The sequence below is a fragment of the Phenylobacterium sp. genome, assembly GCF_044236515.1.
Lineage (GTDB): Bacteria > Pseudomonadota > Alphaproteobacteria > Caulobacterales > Caulobacteraceae > Phenylobacterium.
On the sequence record NZ_JBIIGK010000007.1, the window covers coordinates 1 to 23,554 of the forward strand.

The 23,554-nt window shown below is 68.7% G+C and carries 29 protein-coding genes and 1 tRNA gene; 9 read left to right on the forward strand and 21 right to left on the reverse strand.

Annotation, left to right across the window (positions count from 1 at the left end):
• The 5 genes from ACILRF_RS01525 to hflX all read left to right on the forward strand — a co-directional run.
• A partial coding sequence (locus tag ACILRF_RS01525; RefSeq protein WP_395670499.1) for an ATP-binding protein occupies positions 1-2,153 on the forward strand: 2,153 nt, incomplete at its 5' end.
• Positions 2,154-2,166: 13 nt separating this feature from the next.
• Entirely contained in the window at positions 2,167-3,558 is a 1,392-nt protein-coding gene (locus tag ACILRF_RS01530; protein WP_395670500.1) for a sigma-54-dependent transcriptional regulator, read from the forward strand.
• Positions 3,558-4,421 carry a D-amino-acid transaminase gene (locus ACILRF_RS01535; protein ID WP_395670501.1) on the forward strand — a complete coding sequence of 288 codons (864 nt, stop codon included), beginning with the start codon at positions 3,558-3,560 and terminating at the stop codon, positions 4,419-4,421. The genes ACILRF_RS01530 and ACILRF_RS01535 overlap by 1 nt, the downstream gene beginning before the upstream one ends.
• 105 nt (positions 4,422-4,526) lie before the next feature.
• Positions 4,527-4,772: an RNA chaperone Hfq gene (gene hfq, locus ACILRF_RS01540; protein ID WP_395670502.1), complete on the forward strand. Its 246-nt coding sequence runs from the start codon at positions 4,527-4,529 to the stop codon at positions 4,770-4,772.
• A complete protein-coding gene (gene hflX, locus ACILRF_RS01545) occupies positions 4,769-6,088 on the forward strand; it encodes a GTPase HflX (protein ID WP_395670503.1) in 1,320 nt (439 codons plus the stop codon). Before hfq ends, hflX begins: the two co-directional genes overlap by 4 nt.
• On the opposite strand, the gene mazG is transcribed toward hflX, so the two are convergent.
• From mazG to ACILRF_RS01590, 9 genes are all read right to left on the reverse strand, one after another.
• A complete protein-coding gene (gene mazG / locus ACILRF_RS01550) occupies positions 6,085-6,897 on the reverse strand; it encodes a nucleoside triphosphate pyrophosphohydrolase (RefSeq protein WP_395670504.1) in 813 nt (270 codons plus the stop codon). The genes hflX and mazG overlap by 4 nt on opposite strands.
• Before the next feature lie 86 nt (positions 6,898-6,983).
• Positions 6,984-7,472 carry a hypothetical protein gene (locus ACILRF_RS01555; RefSeq protein ID WP_395670505.1) on the reverse strand — a complete coding sequence of 163 codons (489 nt, stop codon included), beginning with the start codon at positions 7,470-7,472 and terminating at the stop codon, positions 6,984-6,986.
• Positions 7,473-7,595: 123 nt separating this feature from the next.
• The gene (locus ACILRF_RS01560) at positions 7,596-8,528 is read right to left on the reverse strand and encodes a DUF808 domain-containing protein (RefSeq protein WP_395670506.1); all 933 of its coding nucleotides are present in this window, start codon (positions 8,526-8,528) and stop codon (positions 7,596-7,598) included.
• 33 nt (positions 8,529-8,561) lie between these two features.
• Entirely contained in the window at positions 8,562-9,164 is a 603-nt protein-coding gene (locus tag ACILRF_RS01565) for a formyltransferase family protein (RefSeq protein WP_395670507.1), read from the reverse strand.
• A complete protein-coding gene (locus ACILRF_RS01570) occupies positions 9,161-9,982 on the reverse strand; it encodes an MBL fold metallo-hydrolase (protein ID WP_395670508.1) in 822 nt (273 codons plus the stop codon). The genes ACILRF_RS01565 and ACILRF_RS01570 overlap by 4 nt, the downstream gene beginning before the upstream one ends.
• Positions 9,979-10,755 carry a TatD family hydrolase gene (locus ACILRF_RS01575; protein ID WP_395670509.1) on the reverse strand — a complete coding sequence of 259 codons (777 nt, stop codon included), beginning with the start codon at positions 10,753-10,755 and terminating at the stop codon, positions 9,979-9,981. The genes ACILRF_RS01570 and ACILRF_RS01575 overlap by 4 nt, the downstream gene beginning before the upstream one ends.
• 19 nt (positions 10,756-10,774) lie before the next feature.
• Positions 10,775-11,770 carry a DNA polymerase III subunit delta' gene (locus ACILRF_RS01580; protein WP_395670510.1) on the reverse strand — a complete coding sequence of 332 codons (996 nt, stop codon included), beginning with the start codon at positions 11,768-11,770 and terminating at the stop codon, positions 10,775-10,777.
• The gene (tmk, locus tag ACILRF_RS01585; protein WP_395670511.1) at positions 11,763-12,398 is read right to left on the reverse strand and encodes a dTMP kinase; all 636 of its coding nucleotides are present in this window, start codon (positions 12,396-12,398) and stop codon (positions 11,763-11,765) included. The genes ACILRF_RS01580 and tmk overlap by 8 nt, the downstream gene beginning before the upstream one ends.
• A gap of 52 nt (positions 12,399-12,450) precedes the next feature.
• Positions 12,451-13,014 (reverse strand): septal ring lytic transglycosylase RlpA family protein, encoded by a 564-nt coding sequence (locus tag ACILRF_RS01590; RefSeq protein ID WP_395670512.1) that lies wholly within the window; start codon positions 13,012-13,014, stop codon positions 12,451-12,453.
• A 258-nt stretch (positions 13,015-13,272) separates the two neighbouring features.
• Between ACILRF_RS01590 and ACILRF_RS01595 the strand changes: the two genes are divergently transcribed.
• Positions 13,273-13,362, forward strand: a tRNA-Ser gene (locus tag ACILRF_RS01595).
• 24 nt (positions 13,363-13,386) lie between these two features.
• Here the strand turns inward: ACILRF_RS01595 and ACILRF_RS01600 are convergent.
• Positions 13,387-14,361 (reverse strand): DUF4917 family protein, encoded by a 975-nt coding sequence (locus ACILRF_RS01600; protein WP_395670513.1) that lies wholly within the window; start codon positions 14,359-14,361, stop codon positions 13,387-13,389.
• A gap of 27 nt (positions 14,362-14,388) precedes the next feature.
• Entirely contained in the window at positions 14,389-15,123 is a 735-nt protein-coding gene (locus ACILRF_RS01605) for a hypothetical protein (protein WP_395670514.1), read from the reverse strand.
• A 141-nt stretch (positions 15,124-15,264) separates the two neighbouring features.
• Between ACILRF_RS01605 and ACILRF_RS01610 the strand changes: the two genes are divergently transcribed.
• Positions 15,265-16,041: an abortive infection family protein gene (locus ACILRF_RS01610; RefSeq protein WP_395670515.1), complete on the forward strand. Its 777-nt coding sequence runs from the start codon at positions 15,265-15,267 to the stop codon at positions 16,039-16,041.
• Between the two features lie 45 nt (positions 16,042-16,086).
• Here ACILRF_RS01610 and ACILRF_RS01615 read toward each other — a convergent pair whose 3' ends face one another.
• From ACILRF_RS01615 to ACILRF_RS01660, 10 genes are all read right to left on the reverse strand, one after another.
• Entirely contained in the window at positions 16,087-16,638 is a 552-nt protein-coding gene (locus ACILRF_RS01615) for a hypothetical protein (protein WP_395670516.1), read from the reverse strand.
• 331 nt (positions 16,639-16,969) lie between these two features.
• Complete coding sequence (locus tag ACILRF_RS01620; protein ID WP_395670517.1) at positions 16,970-17,191, reverse strand: hypothetical protein; 222 nt, start codon at positions 17,189-17,191, stop codon at positions 16,970-16,972.
• A complete protein-coding gene (locus ACILRF_RS01625; protein WP_395670518.1) occupies positions 17,188-17,526 on the reverse strand; it encodes a hypothetical protein in 339 nt (112 codons plus the stop codon). The genes ACILRF_RS01620 and ACILRF_RS01625 overlap by 4 nt, the downstream gene beginning before the upstream one ends.
• Before the next feature lie 2 nt (positions 17,527-17,528).
• The gene (locus ACILRF_RS01630; protein ID WP_395670519.1) at positions 17,529-18,599 is read right to left on the reverse strand and encodes a hypothetical protein; all 1,071 of its coding nucleotides are present in this window, start codon (positions 18,597-18,599) and stop codon (positions 17,529-17,531) included.
• 58 nt (positions 18,600-18,657) lie between these two features.
• The gene (locus ACILRF_RS01635; protein ID WP_395670520.1) at positions 18,658-18,906 is read right to left on the reverse strand and encodes a hypothetical protein; all 249 of its coding nucleotides are present in this window, start codon (positions 18,904-18,906) and stop codon (positions 18,658-18,660) included.
• Between the two features lie 348 nt (positions 18,907-19,254).
• Positions 19,255-19,611 (reverse strand): hypothetical protein, encoded by a 357-nt coding sequence (locus tag ACILRF_RS01640; RefSeq protein ID WP_395670521.1) that lies wholly within the window; start codon positions 19,609-19,611, stop codon positions 19,255-19,257.
• The gene (locus ACILRF_RS01645; protein WP_395670522.1) at positions 19,608-20,072 is read right to left on the reverse strand and encodes a hypothetical protein; all 465 of its coding nucleotides are present in this window, start codon (positions 20,070-20,072) and stop codon (positions 19,608-19,610) included. The genes ACILRF_RS01640 and ACILRF_RS01645 overlap by 4 nt, the downstream gene beginning before the upstream one ends.
• Entirely contained in the window at positions 20,063-20,245 is a 183-nt protein-coding gene (locus tag ACILRF_RS01650; RefSeq protein WP_395670523.1) for a hypothetical protein, read from the reverse strand. Before ACILRF_RS01650 ends, ACILRF_RS01645 begins: the two co-directional genes overlap by 10 nt.
• Complete coding sequence (locus ACILRF_RS01655; RefSeq protein WP_395670524.1) at positions 20,242-21,144, reverse strand: hypothetical protein; 903 nt, start codon at positions 21,142-21,144, stop codon at positions 20,242-20,244. Before ACILRF_RS01655 ends, ACILRF_RS01650 begins: the two co-directional genes overlap by 4 nt.
• Before the next feature lie 24 nt (positions 21,145-21,168).
• Positions 21,169-21,375 carry a hypothetical protein gene (locus ACILRF_RS01660; protein ID WP_395670525.1) on the reverse strand — a complete coding sequence of 69 codons (207 nt, stop codon included), beginning with the start codon at positions 21,373-21,375 and terminating at the stop codon, positions 21,169-21,171.
• Positions 21,376-21,491: 116 nt separating this feature from the next.
• On the opposite strand from ACILRF_RS01660, the gene ACILRF_RS01665 reads away from it, so the two are divergent.
• Positions 21,492-22,163 carry a hypothetical protein gene (locus ACILRF_RS01665; RefSeq protein WP_395670526.1) on the forward strand — a complete coding sequence of 224 codons (672 nt, stop codon included), beginning with the start codon at positions 21,492-21,494 and terminating at the stop codon, positions 22,161-22,163.
• Positions 22,150-23,343: a tyrosine-type recombinase/integrase gene (locus tag ACILRF_RS01670; RefSeq protein ID WP_395670527.1), complete on the forward strand. Its 1,194-nt coding sequence runs from the start codon at positions 22,150-22,152 to the stop codon at positions 23,341-23,343. The genes ACILRF_RS01665 and ACILRF_RS01670 overlap by 14 nt, the downstream gene beginning before the upstream one ends.
• Positions 23,344-23,554 lie beyond the last annotated feature (211 nt).

The following is a 23,554-nucleotide window of genomic DNA, read 5'->3' on the forward strand; positions in this document are numbered from 1 at the left end:
ACTCCCGGCTTGTGCTCGGCGTCGGCTACGGCCTGGCCGCCGCCCTGACCGGCGTCGCCATCCTGCTCGCCGCCTCGCCCCCGGAGACCGGGCCGCTCGGGCCCGCGAGCCAGCCCATCCTCGCCGTCCTGTCGCTGAACCTCGTGCTGATCCTGGCGATCACCACGGTGATGGCGCTGCGCTTCGCCGTCCTGCTGAAGGCCCGAGAGAGCGACGCCGGCGCCCGCCTGCATCTGCGGTTCGTGACCATGTTCGCCATGGCCGCAGCGGCGCCGGCCGTCGTCGTCGCGCTGTTCTACGGAGTCCTCGTCAGCCGCGGCGTCGACAACTGGCTGGGCCAGCGGGTCCAGACTGTGGTCGAGAATTCCGCCACCGTCGCCCGGTCCTACGTCGAGGATCAGAAGCGCTACATCGGCGACCACGTCAGCCTGATGGGCGCCGATCTCAACCGCGCCGCGCCTGGCCTGCAGGAGAGTCCCGTCGCCTTCAGCCACTACCTGGCCCAGCAGGCGGCCTACCACGCATTCCCGGCCGCCTATCTGATCGACGCCGAGGGCCGGGTCCTGGCCCGGGCCGAATCCGCCGACGCCCCGCCCTACGTCATCCCGCCGCGCTCGAGCTTCAAGGCCGCTGATGAAGGCGACATTTCGGTGCCGGCGTTCGACCAGCCGGACCTGATGCGCGCCGTCTACCGCCTGCGCGGCTATTCCGACGCCTACCTCTACGTCGCCCACCCGGTGGAGAAGGGCATCATCAACCACCTGCTGGAAGCCGAGGCCTCGCTGGTCAGCTATCGCGAGGCGGCCCAGAACCGGGAGCGGATTCAGGCGATCTTCGCCCTGTCCTACGCTGAGACGGCGCTGCTGGTGCTGGTCGGCGCGGCCTGGCTCGGCCTCGGCGCCGCCAACACCATCTCCGGCCCCGTCGCGCGGCTGGTGCAGGCGGCGGGGCGGGTGGCGGCGGGCGACCTGTCGGCGCGCGTCGACGCCGACGCAGATCCCGACGAGATCGCGGTTTTGTCTCGTGCGTTCAACAGCATGACGCACGATCTTCAGGTGCAGCAGGAGGCCCTGAGGCACGCCGGCCAGGAGGCCGAGCGTCGTCGCCAGTTCATCGAGACCGTGCTGTCCGAAGTCAGCGCCGGGGTCATCGGCCTCGACGCCGAAGGCCGCATCTCGGCCGCCAACCGCCAGGCCGCGCGGCTGCTCGACCTGCCGGGCGATCACGGCCGCGGCCAGCGGCTGTCCGACGTGGCGCCGGAACTGTCCGACGTCGCGGGCAACGCGGGTCACGAGGCCGAGGCCGAGATCGACGTCGTCCGCGGCCGCGAGACCCGCCGGCTGCGGGTCCGGGCCAGTCAGAGCGCCGACGGCCTGGTGCTGACCTTCGACGACATCACTCGGCTGCAGGCGGCGCAGCGCAACGCCGCCTGGCGCGATGTCGCCCGCCGCATCGCCCACGAGATCAAGAACCCGCTGACCCCGATCCAGCTGTCGGCCGAGCGGCTGCGCAAGAAGTACCGCAAGGATATCGCCGAGCCCGACCTAGAGGTCTTCGACCGCTGCACCGACACCATTGTCCGCCAGGTTGGAGATATCGGCCGGATGGTCGACGAATTCTCCGCCTTCGCCCGCATGCCGGCCCCCAAGTTCGCCGAACAGGACGCCGCCGAGTTGCTGCGCGCCGCGGTCTTCGCCCAGCGGGTGGCCAGCCCCGACCTGGCGGTCGATCTGGAGGAGCCGCCGGCTGACGTCACGCTGCTGGCCGACGGCCGCATGCTTGGCCAGGCCTTGACCAACGTGCTCAAGAACGCCGCCGAGGCGGTCGCCGCTCGCCGTGAGAAGACGCCGCGCCTCAAGGGCCGGATCCTTGTGCGGCTGGTCTCCGACGAGACCGGCGTCAGCTTCGAGGTCGAGGACAACGGCGTCGGCCTGCCGGCCGCCGACCGCGACCGGCTGACGGAGCCCTATGTCACCACCCGCGAGAAGGGCACCGGCCTTGGCCTCGCGATCGTGAAGCGGATTTTGGAAGACCACGGCGGCGAGCTCGAGCTCACCGACGCGCGGAGCGGGCAGGGGGCCATGGCGGTCCTTCGGCTGCCGCCTGGCGCGCGGGTGAAGGCCCGGGGCGCGGCCGAGGTCATGACGGCGTGAGGGTTTGAAGGCGATGGCGTCAGACGTTCTTGTGGTCGACGACGAGGCGGACATCCGCGAACTCGTCGCGGGAATCCTCACCGACGAGGGCTATTCGGTTCGCACCGCCAACGACGCCGAATCCGGCCTCGCGGCGATCCGCGCGCGCAAGCCGGCCCTGCTGATCCTCGACATCTGGATGTCCGGCGGCGGCATGGACGGCCTGAAGCTGCTCGACATGGTCAAGGAGCTCGACCCCGACCTGCCGGTGGTGATGATCTCCGGCCACGGCAACATCGAGACCGCCGTTAGCGCCATCAAGCGCGGCGCCTACGACTTCCTCGAAAAGCCCTTCAAGTCCGACCGGCTGCTGCTCAGCATCGAACGTGCTCTGGAGGCGGCCAACCTGCGCCGGGAGAACCGCCGCCTGCGCGCCCAGGTGATCACGCCGGAAGGGCTGCTCGGCCGCTCGACAGCCGCCCAGCAACTGCGCCAGATGATCGGCAAGCTGGCGGGCGCGAACAGCCGCGTGCTGATCTCCGGCCCGCCGGGCTCGGGCAAAGAGACTGTGGCCCGCCTGATCCACGGCGCCTCCCTGCGCTCGCGCAATGAGTTCGTGGCGATCAGCGCCGCCGGCATGACCCCGGAGCGCATGGACGTCGAGCTGTTCGGCGAGGAGGGGGAGGGCGGCCGTCCGGCCAAGATCGGCGTCTTCGAACGCGCCCACGCTGGCACCCTTTACCTCGACGAAGTCGCCGACATGCCGCGCGAGACCCAGAGCCGCATCCTGCGCGTCCTGGTCGAACAGCGGTTCCGCCGGGTCGGCGGCAGCTCCGACGTCCAGGTCGATGTCCGCGTCGTCTCCTCGACCTCCCGCGACCTGCGCGAGGAAATCGCCGCCGGCCGGTTCCGCGAGGACCTGTTCCACCGTCTGAACGTCGTGCCGGTCAACGTCCCGGGCCTCGCCGAACGTCGCGAGGACATTCCCGAGCTGATCGACGATTTCATCCAGCGGATCTGCGAGGCGACCGGCATGCCGCACCGGCGCCTCGCCGACGACGCCCTGGCCAGCCTCCAGGTCCGCGCCTGGCCGGGCAACCTGCGCCAGTTGCGCAACCACGTGGAGCGGATGCTGATCCTCGCCGCCGGCGCGCCGAACGAGCCGATCACCGCCGAGATGCTGCCGGCCGAGGCGACCGTGACGGAGGCGCCGGCCTCCCTTGGCGCCGAACGGATCATCGCCCTGCCGCTGCGCGAGGCCCGCGAGGTGTTCGAGCGGGAGTACCTCAATGCCCAGATGCTGCGCTTCTCGGGCAACATCTCGCGCACCGCCGCCTTTATCGGCATGGAGCGCTCGGCCCTGCATCGCAAACTGAAGTCGCTCGGCCTGTCCGGCGGTCGCCAGGTCGAAGAAGAGGCCGTCTGATGGGCCGCATCGCCTACGTCAACGGCCGCTTCGTCCCGCACGCCCAGGCCTATGTGCACATCGAGGATCGCGGCTTCCAGCTGGCCGACGCGGTCTACGAGGTCTGGGCCCTGTTCGGCGGCAAGCTGGCCGACGCTGAGGGCCATTTCGCCCGCCTCGAACGTAGCCTCTCCGAACTGCGCATCGACATGCCCATGAGCCGCCGGGCGCTCACCATGGTTCTCAAGGAAGCGGTGCGCCGCAACCGCGTGCGAGAAGGGACGGTCTACCTGCAGGTCGGTCGCGGCGTCGCCCCGCGCGACCACGCCTTTCCGACGGCGTCCGTACGCCCGTCGATGGTGATCACCGTCAAGGCGCTCGACCGCGCCGCTTCGGAGGCCAAGGCGGCCCTGGGGATCAAGGTGATCACCACGCCGGAGAACCGCTGGGGGCGTTGCGATATCAAGACCGTCGGCCTGCTCCCCAACGCTCTCGCCAAACAGGCGGCGCGCGAAGCCGGCGCCGGCGAGGCCTGGTTCGTCGACGAGCTCGGCTTCGTCACCGAGGGCGCCGCCTCCAATGCCTGGATCATCGACGCCGACGGCCGCCTGCGCACGCGCGACACCAACGCCAACATCCTGCGCGGCGTCACCCGTCGGACCTTGATGGACGTCATCACGAACGAGGGCTTGCAGGTCGACGAACGGCCGTTCACCCCCGCCGACGCGGTCGCCGCCAGGGAGGCCTTCGTCACCGGCGCCGGCTCGCTGGTGCTGCCGGTGATCGCCGTCGACGGCAAGGTCGTGGGCGATGGCAAACCGGGACCGGTGGCGAAGCGGCTGCGAGGCCTCTATATCGAACGGGCGCGGGCCACGGCGGTCTGAAAAGCGCCTTTCGAGGTTGCGATCGTCGCCGTCCCTGGTCCAGCGTGACTTTTGCGTGTGTGGGCGGCGCGTGGCTGCTCGACCAGAACAAGAGGCGGAAAGCCAATGAGCGAGAAGAAGCAGAACCTGCAGGACACGTTCCTGAACAGTGTGCGCAAGTCCAAGACGCCGCTGACCATCTTCCTTGTGAACGGGGTCAAGCTGCAGGGCGTCGTCAGCTGGTTCGACAACTTCTGCGTCCTGCTGCGGCGCGATGGTCAGTCGCAGCTGGTCTACAAGCACGCCATCTCCACCATCATGCCGGCCCAGCCTGTGCAGCTCTATGAGCCGGCCGAAGACGAGCAAGATTGAGTTCATCCAAATCCGTAGACCGTGAGGCGCCTGTCCAGGGCGCCCTGGTCATCCATCCCGACCGGGAAGGCCGCGACGCCGGACGCCAGCCCGAGGCGCGGCTGGAGGAAGCGATCGGCCTCGCCCTCGCCCTCGACCTCGAGGTCCGCGAGGCCCTTGTCGCGCCGCTGCGCAAGCTGACGCCGGCGACGCTCTTCGGCCGCGGCAAGGTCGACGAGATCGCCAGCCTCGTGGAGATCGAAGGCCTCGACGTCGTCGTGGTCGACGACGCCCTGACGCCGGTCCAGCAGCGCAACCTCGAGAAGGCCTGGAAGGCCAAGGTCATCGACCGCACGGGCCTGATCCTCGAGATCTTCGCCCGCCGGGCCCGCACGCGCGAAGGCCGGCTCCAGGTCGAGCTCGCCCGCCTGACCTACGAGCGCTCGCGCCTCGTGCGCACCTGGACCCACCTCGAGCGTCAGCGCGGCGGGTTCGGGGTCATGGGCGGCCCCGGCGAAACCCAGATCGAGACCGACCGCCGGCTGATCGCCGAGAAGATCGGGAAGCTGAAGCGCGAGTTGACTGAGGTGCGCCGCACCCGGACTCTGCAGCGCTCGGCCCGCCGCCGCGTGCCGTTCCCCAGCGTCGCCCTGGTCGGCTACACCAACGCGGGCAAGTCGACCCTCTTCAACCGCCTGACGCGGGCCGAGGTGCTGGCCCAGGACATGCTGTTCGCCACCCTCGATCCGACCCTGCGCAGCCTGAAGCTGCCGGACGGCCGGGCCGCGATCCTCTCGGACACCGTGGGATTCATCTCAGACCTGCCGCACGAGCTGGTTGAAGCCTTCCGCGCCACCCTTGAAGAGGTCCGCGAGGCCGATGTCGTCCTGCATGTCCGCGACATCGCCAGCGAGGAGAGCCTCGCCCAGGCCAAGGACGTGCGCGAGGTCCTGGCCCGCCTCGGCCTCGACATGGACGAACGGCGGATCATCGAGGTCTGGAACAAGCTCGACCTGCTGCCCGAAGACGATCGCGACGCCGTGCTCGGCGACGCCCGGCGGGCCCACCCGCCGGCCATTCCGGTCTCCGCCGTGACCGGGGAGGGGACCGACGCCCTGCTCTCCGTCATCGCCGGCCTGGTGGACGAGGCGCCGCCGATCGCCATCCGCATCCCGGCGGGCGAGGGCGCCGCGATCGCCTGGCTCTATCAGCATGGCCGCGTCCTCGAGCGGGAAACCGAGGACGACGGCGGCGTGCGGATGTCCGTCAGCCTCACCGCACAGGCCCAGGGCCAGTTCGAGCAGCAGTTCCCACAGGCGCTGGTCGGGGACCTCTAGGCTCTCTCGGCCGCCTTCGCCTCGTCCCACAGGGCGTCCATTTCGGCGAGGTCGGACTGATCCGGCGTGCGCCCGGCCTCGGCCAGGCGCCGTTCGATGTGCTGGAAGCGGCGAACGAACTTGGCGTTCGTCGCCCGCAGGGCGTCCTCCGGATCGACATCGAGGTGCCGGGCGAGATTGGCGACCACGAACAGCACGTCGCCCAACTCGGCGCGCGCCTTGCCGAGGTCGCCGGCCGCGACCTCGGCTTCCAGTTCGCCGACCTCCTCGTGCAGCTTTTCGATCACCGCCTCGGCGGTCGGCCAGACGAAGCCGACCTTGGCGGCCCGCTTCGAGAGCTTCACCGCGCGGGTGAGGGCGGGGAGGCCGACGGGCACGTCGTCCAGCAGGCTGGCGTCGCGCCCCTTCTTCGCGCGCTCGCCCGCCTTGATCTCCTCCCAGCCGATCTTCTGGTCGTCGAGGGAGGCGTAGCTTTCCTCGGCGAAGACGTGCGGATGGCGGCGGATCATCTTGTCGGCGATGGCGGCGGCGACATCGTCGAAGGCGAAGGCAGCCTGCTCCTCCGCCATCCGCGCGTGGAACACCACCTGCAGCAGAAGGTCCCCAAGCTCTTCCTTCAGGTCCGCCAGGTCGCCCCGTTCGATGGCGTCGGCGACCTCATAGGCCTCCTCCACCGTATAGGGCGCGATGGTGGCGAAGGTCTGCTCGACGTCCCACGGGCACCCGGCGGTCGGATCGCGCAGGGCGGCCATGATCGCCAGCAGCCGGTCTATAGGCGGAAGATCGGCAGGCGGCGCGGGGGCGGGCATTGGCGAATCCTGAAGGTCGAAACGAAAGACGGCGCGCGGCGATCAGGCCGCGCGCCGTCGGGTCGCGCAAGAGGCTGGCTCGGGCTTTAGCGCAGGGCCAGCGCCTGGCCGCGGCTCAGCTGGCGGGCGAACCGGTCGAAGGACCATTCCGCGTCGCCCCAGACCCACTTGTAGGGGGCCTGGCGGATGTCAGTTTCGTACCAGCGGTAAGAAACCGGCGTCACCGTGCCGTCGGCGGCGATGGTGCGGCCCTCGATGGTCGCGCCGCCGATCCCGAAGCTCTCCATGGAGAGGCCGGGCTGCTTGCCCATCTGGTTGAAGGTCGGCCGGTTGGGCTTGGCGTCGGCGAGGACCAGCTCGATCCGGGCGTCCTGATAGGCGCCGGTGCGGGCCAGTTCGCGTTCGACCTCGGCGCCGAGACGATCCGCCAAGGTGCGGATCTCCTTCACGCCATAGGTTTTCACGGCTTTCTTCTCCAGTTCCGGGCCGACGGAGACCGAAACCTGGGCCGGCGCCGCGAGGGCGACGCCGCCGCTCACGGCGAGCGCCGCAGCGGTAAGGGCGAGAATACGCATGGGAAGCTCCCGATGGGGTCCAGTAATTACTATACTCCAGCCGAAACGCCCGTCACGCAACGACTTTCTCTGAAATATAGGCCGTCAGCGGCGGAATACGAGGCCGACGGCGATGCGCGGCGCTCAGTGGGGGTGCGGCCGCAGGCGGTGCACCACCAGCACGATCAGGCCGCCCAAAACCAGCCCGACCACGGCGGAGACGGCCGCCTGCAAGGCCCAGTCGAGCGCCGAGCCGACCCACGGCAGGCCGCGTCCCAACGATCCGGCCAGTTCAACCAACTCCGGCACGCCGTTAATCTGGAAGGCGTGCAGGCCGTGGACGATGATCCCGCCGCCGACCCACAGCATGGCGACGGTTCCTACCAGGGCGAGGGACTGCAGGACGCCCGGCATGCCGCGCACCAGCAGGCGGCCCAGGGCGCTGAGCCCGACGTTGCGCCTCTTGGACAGCGCCAGGCCGATGTCGTCCATCTTCACGATCAGACCGACCGCGCCGTAGACCGCCACGGTGATGCCGAACGCGACCACGGCCAGCGCCGCCGCCTGGAGGGCAAGCGGCCGGTCCGACACGCTGGCCAGCGAGATGGCCATGATCTCGGCCGACAGGATCATGTCGGTGCGGATCGCTCCGGAGACCTTTTCGGCTTCCAGCGCCTCGGAGCTCTGTGCGAGCTCCTCTGGCTCGTCTGCGGCCTCGTGGTGGGTGACCGCCTCGATGATCTTCTCGGCGGCTTCGAAGCACAGGTAGGCGCCGCCGATCATCAGCAGCGGCGTCACGGCCCAGGGCGCGAAGGCGCTGAGCAGCAGGGCGCCGGGCAGCAGGAAGAAGAACTTGTTCCGCAGCGAGCCGATGGCGATCTTGCCGACTATCGGCAGTTCGCGGGCCGGGCTGAACCCCATGGCGTAGCCGGGCGTCACCGCTGTGTCGTCGACGACCACGCCGACGGCCTTGGTGCCGGCCTTGCCGGCGGCGGCCGCCACGTCGTCGACGGAGGCGGCAGCGATCTTGGCGATCCCGGCGACATCGTCGAGGAGGGCGAAGAGACCGGAAGCCATATATGTTTCTCGCCTAAGGTATATTATCGGAAATTATGTGAGGCGGAGTTCGCCGCTGACGATCTGACGCAACGTCTCGACGAAGACGTTGGGTTCCGCCGCCGCAACCCGGGCCTCCAGCGCCGCCGCGTCGTCGCCGGGCTCCACCGGCACGGCGCGCCGAGCGATCACCGGACCGCGGTCGTATTCCTCTTCCACCACCAGAATGCAGATTTCGCTCTGGATTTCGCCGGCCGCGATGACCGCCTCATGGACCCGCCGCCCATACATGCCGCGGCCGCCATACTTCGGTAGCGGCCCGGGATGGATGTTCAGCATTCGCCCGGCATAGCGCCGCAGCATCGCCGGCCCGATGCTGCGCAGATAGCCGGACAGCACGACGAGCTCGACGCCGTGCGCCGCCATCTCGGCGGCCAGCGCCTCGTCGGCGCCTTGCGGATCGGCCTGTGTCGGAATGCACAGGCTGGCGAGCCCGACGTCGTGCGCGAACGTCAGCGCGGCCGCCTTGCGATTGTTGGTGACCAGCAGCCGCGGCTCGGCCTGCAGCTGGCCGGCCTTGATCGCGCCGACGATCGCCCGGGCGCTGGTGCCGTTTCCGGACGCGAGGAAACCGAGCTTAAGGCCTTCACCGATCACGAAAAATCGGCTCCGACTTCATGCGTGAAACGCAGCCCGTCGTAGGCGGGCTCCACGCCCGCCGGCAGTTCGGCTTTCAAGGTCTCGTAGTCCATGTCGATGTGCAGGTTGGTCAGGATCGCCCGCCGCGGCCGCGCCCGCGCGATCCATTCCAGCGCCCGCTCCAGGTGCGCGTGGGTCGGGTGCGGCCGGTAGCGCAGCGCATCGACGATCCAGACGTCCAGGCGTTCCAGCGCCGCGAACGCCGCCTCGTCGAGGTCGACCACATCGCTGGAATAGGCCACGCCGCCGAAGCGGTAGCCGACCGATCGCACCGCCCCGTGATCCTGGTCGAAGGTCCGCACGGGGATCGGTCCCGACGGCCCCTCGACCGTCCAGTCCAGTCCATGCGCCGGCAACGCCCGCCGCTCGCAGATCGCCGGATAGCCCGCCTCGCCTTCGAAAACGTAGCCGAACCGGCGCTGCATGGTCGCGTCCGTCTCTGCATCCATGTGGCACGGGATCCGCGCCCCCTGGCGCAGATAGAAGGCCCGCACGTCGTCGAGGCCGTGCACCTGGTCGGCGTGGTCATGGGTCAGCAGGATCGCGTCCAGCCGTCTGGCTCCCGCGTTCGCTGTCTGCAGCCGCAGGTCCGGCGAGGTGTCGACGATCGCCGTCGTCTCGGTCTCCGCCCTCTCCCCGCGCCGCCGCACAAGCAGCGAGCAACGCGAGCGGTGGTTCTTCGGATTGGCCGGGTCGCACGCGCCCCAGGCCCCGTCGGCGCGCGGCACCCCGCCGGACGAGCCGCTGCCGAGGATGGTGAACTCCAGCAGGGTCATGGCCGCGGAATCCGGTCGAACAGGGCGAAGAACGCGTCCTCGGTGCGCCGTTCGGCCTCGTCCAGGCTCCAGCCCCGCACCTCGGCCAGCTTGGCCAGCACGTGCGGCAGGTAGGCCGGCTCGTTGCGCCGGCCGCGGTGCGGGATCGGCGCCAGGTACGGACAGTCGGTCTCGACGATGATCCGGTCGGCCGGCATCGCCTCGATCACCGCCCGCACGTCCTCCGCCGCTTTGAACGTCGCGATGCCCGAGACCGAGAACCAGGCCCCCATCGCCGCGCACCGACGGGCGAGCTCGGCGCCCGACGTGTAGCAATGCATCAGCAGCCGGAACGGCCCGCGCGCGAATTCCGCCTCGAGGATCTCGCCCATAACCTCGTCGGCTTCGCGCGAGTGGACGACCAGCGGCAGGCCGCTCTCACGCGCCGCCGCCACATGGGCGCGGAACACCTTCGCCTGCACGTCCCGCGGGCTCAGGTCATAGTGGAAGTCGAGGCCGCACTCGCCGATGCCGACCACGCGCGGGTCCGCCGCCAGCTCGATCAGCCGGCCGGGCGGCAGGTCCGGGTCTTCCTTGGCCTCGTGCGGATGGCAGCCGACCGTGCACCAGATGTCGGGCTCGTCGGCGATCGCCCGCACGGCCGCGAAGTTGGAGACGCGGTCGCAGATGTTGACCATCAGCCCGACGCCGGCCGTCCGCGCCCGGGCGATCACCGCCTCGCGGTCGTCGTCGAACTGAGGCGCGTGCAGGTTGACGTGACTGTCGATCAGCATCGGTGGTTTGTGAACTCGCTCAGGGTCTCGCCGCCTGGCGCAGCTCGCGCAGGGCGGCGAACAGCGCGTCCGTGCGGTCGAGGTTCAGCCCTTCGACCTCGCGCGGCAGGCGCTGGAGCGTCTCCCACGCGCGGGCCCAGGGATCAAGCGACCCGGCCCCCATCGCCACACGATCCAGGCTGAAGGCGTGAACCCTCTCGGCGAGCCGGTCCATCAGCAGGTTGAATTGCGCCTGCCCCTCCCCGCCCTTGAAGCGGTCGGCAAGCGACAGCGCCCTGGTCTCGTCCAGCCCCGGCAGGTCGGAGAGGATCTCGCGCGCTGCGTCGTCGAGCGCCAGGGCGTTGGTCTCGGCCAGCGACAACGCCTTGCCCGGCGCCCCGCGCGCCATCTTGGCCAGCCGCAGGGCCTCCTCTTCGTTCACCGCCAGCCGCTCCCGCACGAACGAGGCGGCGGCGTCGAGGGGCAAGGGCGAGAACGCGAGGCGGCGGCAACGCGACCGGATCGTCGGCAACAGCCGTCCCGGCGCGTGGCAGACCATCAGCAGCACGCCCCGCGGCGGCGGCTCCTCGAGGGTCTTCAACAACGCGTTCGCGGCATTGACGTTGAGGTCGTCGGCGGCGTCGACGATCGCCACCCGGTGCGGCGCCGAGGCGGGCGATTTGGAGAAGAACTCCGACAGCCGCCGCACGTCGTCGACCGGGATCACCTTACGCGGCTTGCCGTCCGGTCCCTCGCGCTCGATGGTCATCAGGTCGGGATGGGCCCGGACCGCGACCTGGCGGCTCACCGGGTGCTCCGGGTCGGCGCCCAGCACTCCATACGTCGGATCGCGCGGCGCGCCGAGCAGCAGCCGCGCCGCCCGATAGGCGAAGGACGCCTTGCCGACGCCTTCCGGCCCGGTCAACAGCCAGGCGTGATGCAGCCTCCCGCGCGCGCGGGCGTCCTCGAACGCCGTCTCGGCGGCCTCCTGCGCCTCCAGCTCGAAGGTCTCGCGCGGATGCGTGACCTCAGCCATCGGCGCCCAGGCGGCCGCAGACCGCAGCCCAGACCCGCGCCTCGACCTCGTCCAGGCTGGCGTCGGCGTCGATCACCGCGCATCGGGCCGGCTCCGCCGCGGCGATCGCCAGGAAGCCCTCGCGCAGCCGCTCGTGGAACGCCAGGCCCTTGGATTCGAACCGCATCTCGCCGCCGGCCCGCGCCTGCGCCCGCTGCAGGCCGACGTCCGGCGGCAGATCGAACACCAGCGTCAGGTCGGGCCGCGTGTCCTCCAGCACCTCGGCCTCCAGGGCCGAAATCAGGGCCGGTCCGACGCCGCCCGCCGCTCCTTGGTAGGCCCGCGTCGAGTCGGCGAAGCGGTCGCAGACCACCCAGGCGCCCCGCGTCAGGGCCGGCCGCACCACGCGCTCGATGTGGTCGCGTCGCGCGGCGTACATCAAAAGGGTCTCGGTCGTCGGGCTCCAGCGGTCGGCCGCGCCGTTCAGGACCAGTTCGCGGATGCTCTCCGCCCCCGGCGACCCGCCCGGCTCGCGCGTGGCGACGACCTTGCGCCCCTCGCCTTCCAGGCGCGCGACCAGGCGCTTGAGTTGGGTGGACTTGCCCGCCCCCTCCCCGCCTTCGAAAGTGATGAAACGCCCGCGGCTCACGCCGCCAAATTGGCCGGTTCGGGCCTAATGTCCAGAGACGCCCGCCGCCAGCCTATTCGTAGCGCGCCTGGATCGTCGCCGTCCGCACGCCGGCCTCGCCGACGTAGCGCACCCGCACCCGGGCCAGCCCCCTGCCCTCGAAGCCCAGCCGCCGCGCCGCCTCCTGCGACAGGTCGATGATCCGCCCGTCGACGAACGGGCCGCGATCATTCACCCGCACCTGGATCTTCCGACCGTTGTCGAGGTTCGTCACCTCGACGACCGAGGGCAGCGGCAGGGTCTTGTGCGCCGCCGAGACCATGTCCTTGTCGAACCGCTCGCCGTTGGCCGTCGGCCGGCCCTGGTGATGGCCGCCGTACCAGGAGGCCAGCCCGACCTCGTTGTAGTTCGGCTGCTCCTGCGGCACGTACCATCTGCCGCCGACCTGGTAAGGCTTCCACGTCCCGCCCCGCTTGGCGGTGGCCGGCGGGCTGGAAGGCGGCCGCGGCGCCCCGTCCGCCTGGCCGCCATAGCCGATCGCGTACTTCGGCGTCGCGCAGGCGACCAGCGAGGCGGCCCCCGCCATCACGACGGCTCCGCGCAGCAACGATGACATGCCCATGGCCAGCCCCAGCATCGGCTCGCCCCACGATAGGGGCGTGGTTAAGCCTGGCTAAGGAAGTTTGCCCTGTGGTTAACCGACGCGGGTTCGCCGACGTGGCGGTGGAGCGGCGGCCCGCCCGCTGCTAAGAGCCTCACGCAAGGAAGTGTGGCCGAGTGGTTTAAGGCAGCGGTCTTGAAAACCAGCGGCCCCGCCGGGCTACCCCTTTGAGCGGGTTGAGGTATGTGAGCGGGATCGCGCCTCTGAGGCCACACGGAGGCCACAGGAGCGCATGGTGAGGTGGCCGAGCGGTTTAAGGCTCCAGTCTTGAAAACTGGCGTGGGCGTAAGCTCACCGTGGGTTCGAATCCCACCCTCACCGCCACCCGCGCTTGGAGGGGAGCTACAGCTAATCGGCTGTCGGCTCTGTCCAAATTGGACACTCCGCAGACTTGAACAGACGCACCGACAGCGGCCCATTGCCGAGGTCCTGCCGACGCTGTGCCCAGGTCGCCACCACCCGGCGGGCGCGCGTTTCGTCGTCCCCATTGAACACGCCGAGGTACACATCGGCGCTCCCCTCCCCGATCACATCAGTGATGTGAGAATCAACGTCGGCGAGGCTGTGCCCCACGACAAACAGGGAGGTGTTGGCTGACTTCGTCACCTCGCGGAATTTGCGCCGGACCCTTTTGAGGTAGGGGTTTCGACCGATGCGACGCAGCTTGCTGTCGGGTCCTCCCTCCGAAACGAACAGCGGGAATCGACCGGTGCGAAGATTCGCCCGCACTTGATCGATGAGCGTCGCGTCCTCGCGCCAGAGCAACTTTTGCTGCTCCATGCCGGGAGGCACCATGCCGCGAGGAACTTCGTAAAGGTGCAGCGCACCGTGAAGGTAGAATACGTACGAATTCCACACGCGGGCGGAACTCCAAACGCCATAGTTATCGAAGCCGTCGTACATCTTGAGCGCCTGCTTACGCTGCATCAGCACCCAGTAGAGGAGCAGGTCGTAGTTGGTCGTGAAGACGCTGCCGCGAAGCTCTGCCCTTTCCACCCCTGCAAACTGTTCGAGGAACCTGCCGCAAGCGATCCTAGCCTCTACGGAAAGATACTTGCGTTTGGGGTGCACCTTAGAAATCGCCCTAATGAAGGCCGACCGGATGCGGTCTTGGTCTTCGGCGCTGCTGGCAGCCCCAATGGCGGCTTCAAAGTCCGCGCCGTGCCCGGCGAAGAGCGGCACAATTCCATTATCGATACGGGCGGCCTCTTCGAAGAGCGAGCCATACCGGAAGCCCCCGTGGATGCTCATGCTGAAGCCGTTGCCTAGCAGCAGGTGACGCCGGTGTGTGGCGGTGTCCGCCATCGCCTGGGCGAAGCTCATTGGGGGTTGGTCGGCCGTCATCACGTGTCAGCGAGGCGGCGGGGGCAAGGTGTCAGGAAGCCACGCGAGCGGATCACCAAACGCCAGCATTGCCGCGTTCCCACCTAGGATCACGAACACGACACCCAATCCAGTAAGCAGTAGGCGAGGATAGCTTGCGGCAAACAGCCAATGGCGGAGGTAACTGCCACCCAAGATGCCTGCGTAGAGCATCACGGCGAACGTCACCCAGCCGACCGCCCGACCTAACCTGTAGCGAAGGTACTTCGGTGGAGGTGGCTCATGCTTTAGGAGCCAGAGCAGGCGCAGATAGCAGGCCACCGAGAAGGTAAGCAGCAGGCCCGCTGGCCACGCGACGAACCAGAGTCCCAGCAATACGAGGCTGGCGAGCGACCAGCCCAGCCAATGGGTTGTGCGGGCCAACTTCTTTCCCTGATAGGGGTCTTCATCCCCTCCGCTCGCGGTGTACCGGAACGCCAATTCAAAGAGGGTGCGTCCGTACTGTCGATGCGCCTGAATGTTCGCTGCGCTGACCAGCAGGCCGACGATCACGAGCATGTCGCGCTGAGGGCTCGTGAGGCGGAAGGGCAACCAGCCCAACACCGCATCCACGAGAAAGCGCCACCATGCGGCCAACCATTTCAATGAGGTGGTGAAGTGCTGAATCCACTCAAGGTATTCAGCCACATTCAACAGCCCAAGTACGGCTAGAACGAAGCTGACACGCAGCCAGATGGCGGTGGCGCGCTGCTTCCAACTCATGCGCGACGGCGGCCTTGCAAAGTCAGCCAGGGCAAGACCGATGTTCGCCGCACGTGTTGAGCCTCCCCATCGAAATAACCTAAGCTGTAGGTGCCCCTGTAGGGCAAGGCCAATGGCGGCACGCGAGTAACAGCTAAGCAGATGGCGAGCCTGTCGGCCGCAGATATGCGGTTCCTAGATCATGTGTTGCAGATGCAGGCGGGCTATTGCCTGAACTTCTCGGATCGTACGTTCGCACAGTTCTTCTTCGAGGCCCTGAACGTCGACATCGATGACGACCGCTTCCGGGTGGAAGGCGACTCCAAAGGCAAGCGTATGCGGTACTTTCTCCGCTCGCAGCCCGACCACGTGGTGGCGCGCCTTCTCCGCGCGCTGTGGGAGTACCGCGTGGACCTGAAACTCTCCGGCTATCGCGCTGACGATCCCGAGGGCGTCGAAGCGAGGTTCAACGGAATTGTTGATCGGCTTGGCTCGGCTGGCGGCATGGCGACCGATGCCATCGATCGCTTCACCGCCGATCCAACGCTTGAGGAACTTGTCGCCTCGATCCAGCGCGATGTTGACGCGGGGGCGCCGGAAACCGCGCTCGACCGGCTCCACACCTACTGCATGAAAAAGTTCGCGCACCTTCTTGAGAAGCGCGATCCCAGCGTCAAACCCGCTGCGACTCTAAACGCCCGCGCGGGTCAATACCTGGGCGAAGCTCGCAAGAGCGCCAAGACCCATCACCCCGTTTCATTCAAGATCATGACGTCGGCGGTCGAAGCGTTCGAGCTTTTCAATGACGTGAGAAATAACCACTCGCTTGCCCACGACAACTCGCTGATCGAGAGGGCGGAGGCTCGATTCATTTTCGATGCCGTCGCCAACTTCCTGCGGTTCATCAAAGCTACCGAGGGCCAAGCTTTCGGGCCGTAGCTCACTGGGTTTGTCAGCAGCGGCAGTGGCTCCCGCGCTCCGCGCCTATGCTCCCACCCGCCGACGCACCACGCGAGCGCCCGCCTCCTTGTAGGCCGCGTCTGCGGCTTCAATTTCCCGTCCCAATCGCTCCACGTCGGCGCGGTCAGGTCCCGCGATCTGAAGCAGCGTACGGGAGCCGGGGCGCGCGTGAGCGGCTTCGCCTGGGCTGCTGCCCTCCCGGCGGCTCTTAGTGTACGCAGCGTATGTCGCGCTGCTGAACCCGAGGCGGTGCAATTCCTCAAGCTCGGCTTTCCGGGTCATCGGCCCGAGGGCCTGCATGTGGCGGTCGATGATCTGCGAGGCCAGCGCCGCGTGTTGCCGGTAGAGCGCCATAGCGCCCTCCCCGGCGCGCGCCGCCGCCTGTTCAGTGGCCCGATCTACAAAGGTGCCGGAACCCTGTAGGCGCCATGTGCGCGAGCAGTGGGAGCAGTCGAGCGTGTAGCGAACGTCCGCGCCGCCGAATGGATAATCGGTTGACGCGACGTGCTTGGTCACCTGCCCCTGACCACAGAGGCAGTCCGACTCCTTGTAGCTGTCGTGTTCGACGCGGCTCACTGGGCTCTCCCCATCCTGTTCGCCGAACCTATCGCGGCGGCGTGGTGAGGCAAGAACGGCCAACGTCGGTGCTGAACATGCGAAGCCCGCCGGGCGCGGACGCCGGGCGGGCTGTCGAGGCATCTGGGTTCAGGTGCCCTGGGCGGCGCTCAAGTCGGGGGGGGCGTGCGCCGCCGTACTTGTCGAACGCACCGCTCGCGCAATGGTTCTGAGGTCGGCCGGACGGGGGTAAGCAAGCAACCCCCCGCCCGGCCTCGCTCGCCCAGGAGGAATGGCGTCCCTGGGCTGTGTCCCGGCCCGTTGGCGTGCTTGCCTGGGCGGGGGTTCGGACTCAATGTCGAGCGGAGGCCGCTAGTACGATCACCTCCGCAGGCGGCCGGTCGAGTTCGGCGGCCTCTAGGCGGTCTGCGATGTGCCGCAATGCTTCCACCACGTGCTGGGGCTTGAGCGGGCCGCCCTCCGCGCCGTTGACACCTGCGGCCAGCCCACGCGCCATGGCGAGCAAGGCGCGGTTCTGTTCGGCGGCTTCAGCCGCGTCGGCGGCGAGGATCATGCCCCGCCTCCCCGGCTCTCGGCTTCCAACTCGGCCACCCGGCGCTCAAGCTCGGCAATGCGGTCATCCCGCACCGCCAGCGCGGCGACCATGCGCTGCGCGATCTTGGGCAAGAGCAGGTCGAGGGTGTCACCGGTGAGGAAGCCGCCCGTCTTCCCCTTCAAGTGGTCCAGCCACTTGTTCAGCACCCGCCATGCGGCTCGCTCAGCGATGCGCTGCACCTCGCCTGCGGCTGGCGCCGGTGCCGGTGGCGCAACGGGCGCGGGTAGGTCGCCGGACAGCAGCCGTTCGGATTCCGCGCGTAGCTCACGGGCGCGAGTGGCGAGGTCGGTCATGGCTACCACGTCACCCCTTCGACCACCTGCACCACGCCCGACGCGCGGACGGCCCAGGCGCCACGCTGGATGCACCGCAGGCTCAGCGTGTCCTCTTGGAATCCCGAGCGGACTGGGGCTGCGATGGCATTCGGAGCACCGGGCGTGCTGACCGGCGGCGGGTCGGCGTCCTGCCAGACGATGGTGGCCTCACGGCCCACCTCGATTTCGGGCAAGGGCGTGAAGCCGCTGGCCACGGCGCCCGCCTCCGCAGCCACCACGGTGCCTTCCGCCAGCCCAACGGTGGGGATCACGGGGAGGTCGAACGCCCCGCTTGCCAGCAGCTTGAGGGCAACCGCCTGGGCTGGGTGGGCGAACAGCCAGATATTGGCGCCGCCGCCCGCGTCCGCGATGGCGCTTACCAGAGCCTTGAGGTCGGCGGTCATCGCGCCCAGGCCGCCACCGGCAGCCGGGGCAATGGGCACCACCCCCGCCAGCAGGCCGCCGGGGTGTTCCTCGCTCGCCGCGACGGCGCTGAACACTGCCGAGTCGAGCGCGAGGGCGGCGGCTTCGGTCATGGCCAGCCGGATGATGGTTTCGGCTGCCTGCCCAGTCGCCTCGGACAGCTCGCCGGTTAGCCCGACGATGAAACCCAGCTTGCGGGCGGGGCCAAGCTCAGCGCCGCCGATGGTGCCGCGCACGGCTGGAAGCGGCGCGCCCTCGCTCACGAACGCCGGTGGCGGCAGCACAGGCGCCATGGGCAGGCTGATCCGGCTGACGCCCGTCAGGTCCAGGCGGTCGGCCGCATCGAACAACTGGGCGGCGGCGGACCTGCTGCGCAGGATGCGGAGGAACGGCTGTTGGGCGACGGCGCCCAGGGCTGCGCCAGCGGAGTCTGTGCTGATCGGGTTCGCCAGCGCACGGATCACCGCCGGGGCTGCTGTCGAGCCCCATAGTTGGCTGGCTACAGCGTCAACGGTGACGTTGCCGCCGCGCAGGTGGGCGATGGCCAGGGCGGCGCGGCTGCGGAAGAACAGCGCCAGGGGGTCGGTTTGCGCCACGTCTGAGGGAAGAAAGGGCCGGTTGCCGTCCATCTGATCGCGCCTCCAAGTCTGAGGCGTTCAACATGCCGAGCGGCCCGGCGGGGGTGCGTTATCGATAACTCGACGCATGCAGCCAATGGGCGGCCCACTCCTCAAGCACCTGGGCGGCCTCGGTCGCGAGCGGCCCCTCACGGCCCGCAAGTCGCAGCGCCAGCAGCACGTCGGGACTGAGGTACACGTGGGCGCCGGTCAGCCCCAGTGCGATGCGGCTGCGGTATTCCTTCTGCGTCTGGGCCTGGGTCTTCCGGCGGCGACGCGGGGCGCTGAATCGCCAGCAGTGGCTAGCCGACTGAGGCACCGCAAAGGCGTGGTTTCGGGCGGCGGTCATCGCCCCTTCTCCGCGCGCCGCCGGGCTCGCCGCCGCCGCTCGCGCAAAGCCTTGCCGCTAGGGGCTGTCGTTGGTGGCGGGTTCAGGAATCGATCCGCGTTTTCCTCGGTGATCGCAGATGCGTCCAACATGGCCCCGCCTAGCCGGGCAGCGGCTTCAAGGTCGGGCACGGTGAAGCCGGGGTGAGCGGGCTTCGGCGGGGGCGGCTTTCGCATGCGTGGTGGCCTATGTGAAATCTGCGGACGCGATGTTTGAAGGGGCGCAACGCCTTCCTCGCGGGTGTGGGTTAGGTTTTCGCCCGCCCCCCCCTTGGGCTGCTCAGGTCGCGGCGTCGGGGGCGATCAGTTCCAACGCCGCGACAGTCGCGGCGGCGGCCATGTTCGCAGCATCCTCAGGCTCACGGCCTGCCGCGAGGGCGCCAGCAAGGGCAGCCGCATACAAGGTCCTGACAGGCTCGCGCACGGTCGGCGCGGTGGTGCCCAGGTCGCTCGCGGCAGTTCGGAGGCGGCTCAGGGTGGCAGGGTCTGCGTCATGGGTCATCGGGTAGTCCTCTCGGTTCGAAGGAAAGGCGGGCGCGGTGGAGCGCCAGCGCCAGGTGGTGGCGTGGTCGCCTTCCAGGGTGAGTGTCGGGTGATCCTCGATCAGCAAGCCGGACGGCGGGCCTTGGACCGTCATGCCAGGAACTCCCCAAGCCGGTGCCAGCAGCCGCGCAACACGGCACGGCGTAGCTCGACGTTCCGGCCGTCCTCGGGCGCCAACCGGTCAACGGTGTCTTCCAGCAGACGCCATCCGCCGATGGTTTCCAGGCGGCGGCCCAGGGTGCGGATGGCAAGGCAGCGGGCGGCAAGCTCAGGGTCGGTAGCGACGGCCAGGGCCTGCCGTGCGTGAGTGGGGCTCGCGAGGTCCAGCCACACCGAATCATAGATGCGGCGGCGGCCTTCCTGAGCCTTGGTCAGCAGCGCGTCGCACGCACCCTCGATAGCCTGCACCTCCGCCACGTAGCTCCGGGGCACGCGGGGCAGCGGGGCCTTCTCAGCCTGGGGTGCGGGCCTTGTCACACGCCGCTTGCGGGAAGCCGCCTGGAGCCGGTTGGGGCTGTTGCTGCGGTCTGTGGCCGGGAAGTGGTTCACGGGCATCCTGCGTGCTCCCCAGCGGCCCGAGTGCGTGCCTTCTGGCGGCGGTCGAGTTCGGCGGCGGCGTAGGCGCGCACGGTTTCCAGGGCCGCCTGCACGTCGGCGGGCGGGCGCAACTTCTGGGCGGCGGCAGTGCTGTCGCGAAGCGCGGCGAATGTGGCGAGGCGTCGATTCACGCTGCGGCCTCCATTGCGGCGGCCTTCGCTGCGATCTGCTGGGCAAACTCTCGAATGATGGCGTCGGCGTCGCAATGCTCATCGCCAACGTGTTCCGCCTGAGCCTTCTCAACCTCGCGCCTGAAGTAGCCGAAGCTCTGGATTGGCTGTTTGGCGTTCAGCACCGTGAGCAACACGCCAAGCTGAACGGCGGCCCACGTTATCCCGCCCCTCTCCCACCTGGGCAGCCAGTGCACCGCGCTCTTGAGAAGCCCGGCGGTGGGCTGGAGGCCCGCCAAGTCGCAGATGAGCCGTGCGCGCTCCGCCACTCCCACGGAGGGCCAGTCGAGCGGTGCGGGATGAAGATGCTGCTGGGTACCAGCAGCTTCTTCATCTTCAGGCAGAGTCCCTAAGGAAAGATCGGGGGTCAGGATTGTCCCACCCCCTGGGGCGCCAATGTCCGAGGGGGGTAGGACACGGTTGTCCGAGGGGGGTAGGACATTTGTGTCCGCCCCTCCGACGGCCGGGAACGCTGGAATGTAGAGGCTGGCCTTCCCTTCCTCAGCGCGCCGCGTCGTGAGGATGAACCCGGTCCCTTCGATGATCGGAAGCAGTCGGCGGGCCGTGCGGCGGTCGCGGCGGATGGCTGCGGCAAGGGTCTGCAAGGACGCCCAGGCGATGCCGCTCTCTGAGTTCATGTGGTCAGCAATCGCGCCGAACAGCATGTAGGCGGTGGGGTGCTCTTGGAAGGTCGGGAACTTGCGCGCCGCGTCCGTCCAGATGCCAAAGCGCTTGCCCCGCTCCTTCTTCATGGCCTTGGGCTGCCTCCCCACCGCAGCGGCGATGCTCGCCGCGCTCAGGAAACTGGGCGTGCCTGCAAGGTCCCACATTCGGGGGTTGCGTGTCGGGTCACCGGCCATGGCGGATGCCTCGTTGGCGAGGCGCTAGGCCGCGTCCGCAAACAGGGCCTTGATGCGTTCCACCTCGCCCGCGGTCACCCGCTCCAGGCCGCCGAAGTTTACGGTCTTGACCTGCCCGAGTTGTATGGCGCGGCGGAGGGTCTTGTAGGGGATGCCAGCCGCTGCTGCGGCGGCCGGAATGCTGTAGCCCACACCCGCCCGATGGCCGCCTTTTCCCTTCGTTTCACTCACAGTCGCCTCCGTACGTTCGTCACCTGTTCCAATCCTTAAGATGCGCTTTTGTGCCGCGTCAATCCGTATATTGCGGATTTTCTCGCGCAGGCGTATCGAAGGGTAAGACAGGGCAGATGAGGGAGCGGAGGGTGCGCGAGGCGCTTGAGTTCGAAGGGCGGCGATGGCCAGCGGCGCGGGTGGCGGGGCACTCCACCGCCCTAGTGGCGGGTGAGCCCCCTTCCCTCGTGATCGAGGTGAGCGGGACCGGGCGAGCGTACGCCGTCCCGCACGCGGAAGGCTGGTGGCGCGACCTTGCTGAGTTGCGGCCCCACGACGAGTCCCGCGTTCTCAGCTTCCTGCAACGGCGTGGCGACCCGCTGGGCTTCCTCGCGCCTGGGCACCGGATCGACACGAAGGATTGGAAGGGCCTCATCTGGACCTTCCGCCAAGCCGCCATGGCGTGGGCGCCGCGACAGGCGCTTGAGGTCAGCACCTACGCCGGTGGCGAGGTCCCGCCGGTCGAGGCAGAGCGGGCGTTCCTCAGTTCAGTCGAGGCCAACCGCCCGGGCTGGGCCACCGACCTTGGGGTGACCTTCCAGGGCCTTGAGCCCGTCGTGAAGGCCAACAGCCTCCAAGCTTACATGATCGCTGCGGCGATGGCCGGGCTGCGCCGGAAGCTGCCCATGCGCCCCTGCAACTACTGCTCAAGCTGGTTCTACGTCGCTCACGCCGCAGCCCGGTTCTGCACCCCGTCGTGCAGGGCTGCCAGCGGCAACAAGAAGGTGTCACCCCATGGCGTCGCATAGGAAGGTCATCACCAAGTCTGGCGCGGTCAGGTGGCAGAGCCGGTGGCGCGAGCCTGGGCCGGGCGGCGCGCGGATCGACCGCAAGCAGAACCACGCCACCGAGAAGGCGGCGAAGGCCCACGCCCGCCGGATGGCCGAAGAACGGGAAGGCAAGGGCGTCGGGAGCGGCAAGCACACCCTGGGCACGTACCTCGCCCATTGGCTGGCCCATCTTGAAGGGCGCGATGATCACAGCCCCACCACGTTGGCGGGCTACGCCCGACACGCGAAGGCGGCCACCCACCACGTCGGCCACATCCCCTTGGAGAAGCTGGCCGCGCTGGACCTTGACCGGCTGTATGGGGTGCTGCTCACCGAAGGCGGCTCGCCCCGAAAGGATAAGAGGCCCTCGCGTCCCCTCTCCCGCCAGACCGTGCTGCATGTCCACCGCTGCCTGCACACCGCGCTGCGGCAGGCTGTGAAGTGGCGGCTGATCACGGAGAACCCGGCCGCCAACGCCACACCGCCGAGCCTGCCCACCAAGCAAGCGCGCGGCTACACAGCGGCCGAAATCGCGCGAATCATCGAGGCTGCCCAGGCTGACCCGGTGGGGTACACCGCCGTCGCGGTTCTGCTGGTCACTGGCATGCGCCGCTCGGAACTGCTGGGGCTGGCGCTGGACGCCATCGACTTCGAAGACGGCTCACTGTCGATTGTCCGTACCGTGGTCGAGGTCAACAAGCGCCCAGTGCTGCGGGAACTCACCAAGACGAAGCACTCCCGCCGGACGCTCGGCATTCCGCCCGCACTCGTAACCCTGCTGCGGGCGCAGAAGGCCCGCGTCTTGGAGGCCGCCATGACGGCGGGCGCAGCCTACTCGCGAACCCCTATGTTCCTGTTCCCCGCCCCAGACGGCAACCCGATGCCGCCCATGGACATGACGCTGCGCCTGCGCCAGTTCCGGCGTCGGGCGAAGGTTGAGGGCGTCGCGCCCACGCACGGCTGGCGGCACAGCGCGGCAACGCTGCTGGTGGGCGCCGGTGCTGACGTTAAGACGGTTCAGGGACGGCTGGGCCACAGCACTCCCGTCATCACGCTCAAGCTCTACACGGACGTGATTGAGGAACGCGACCGGGCGGCCGGGGAAACGCTGGGGGGCTACCTTCTCCCCGCGAACAAGGTTGGAACGGGTGACGCGTAAGGCCACGCGGAGGCCACAAGCCAGAAGGGAAACGACGGGACAGGAAGGGAAATGCCGGGCAACCCCCAGTCCTGCCATGCACGAAACATGCAGATATTTCCGGGTCTTAAAGCAACATGCTGGCGCGGAGGGGATCAGGAGTGCATATATGGCAGCGGTCTTGAAAACCGCCGTGGGTTTGCGCTCACCGTGGGTTCGAATCCCACCGCTT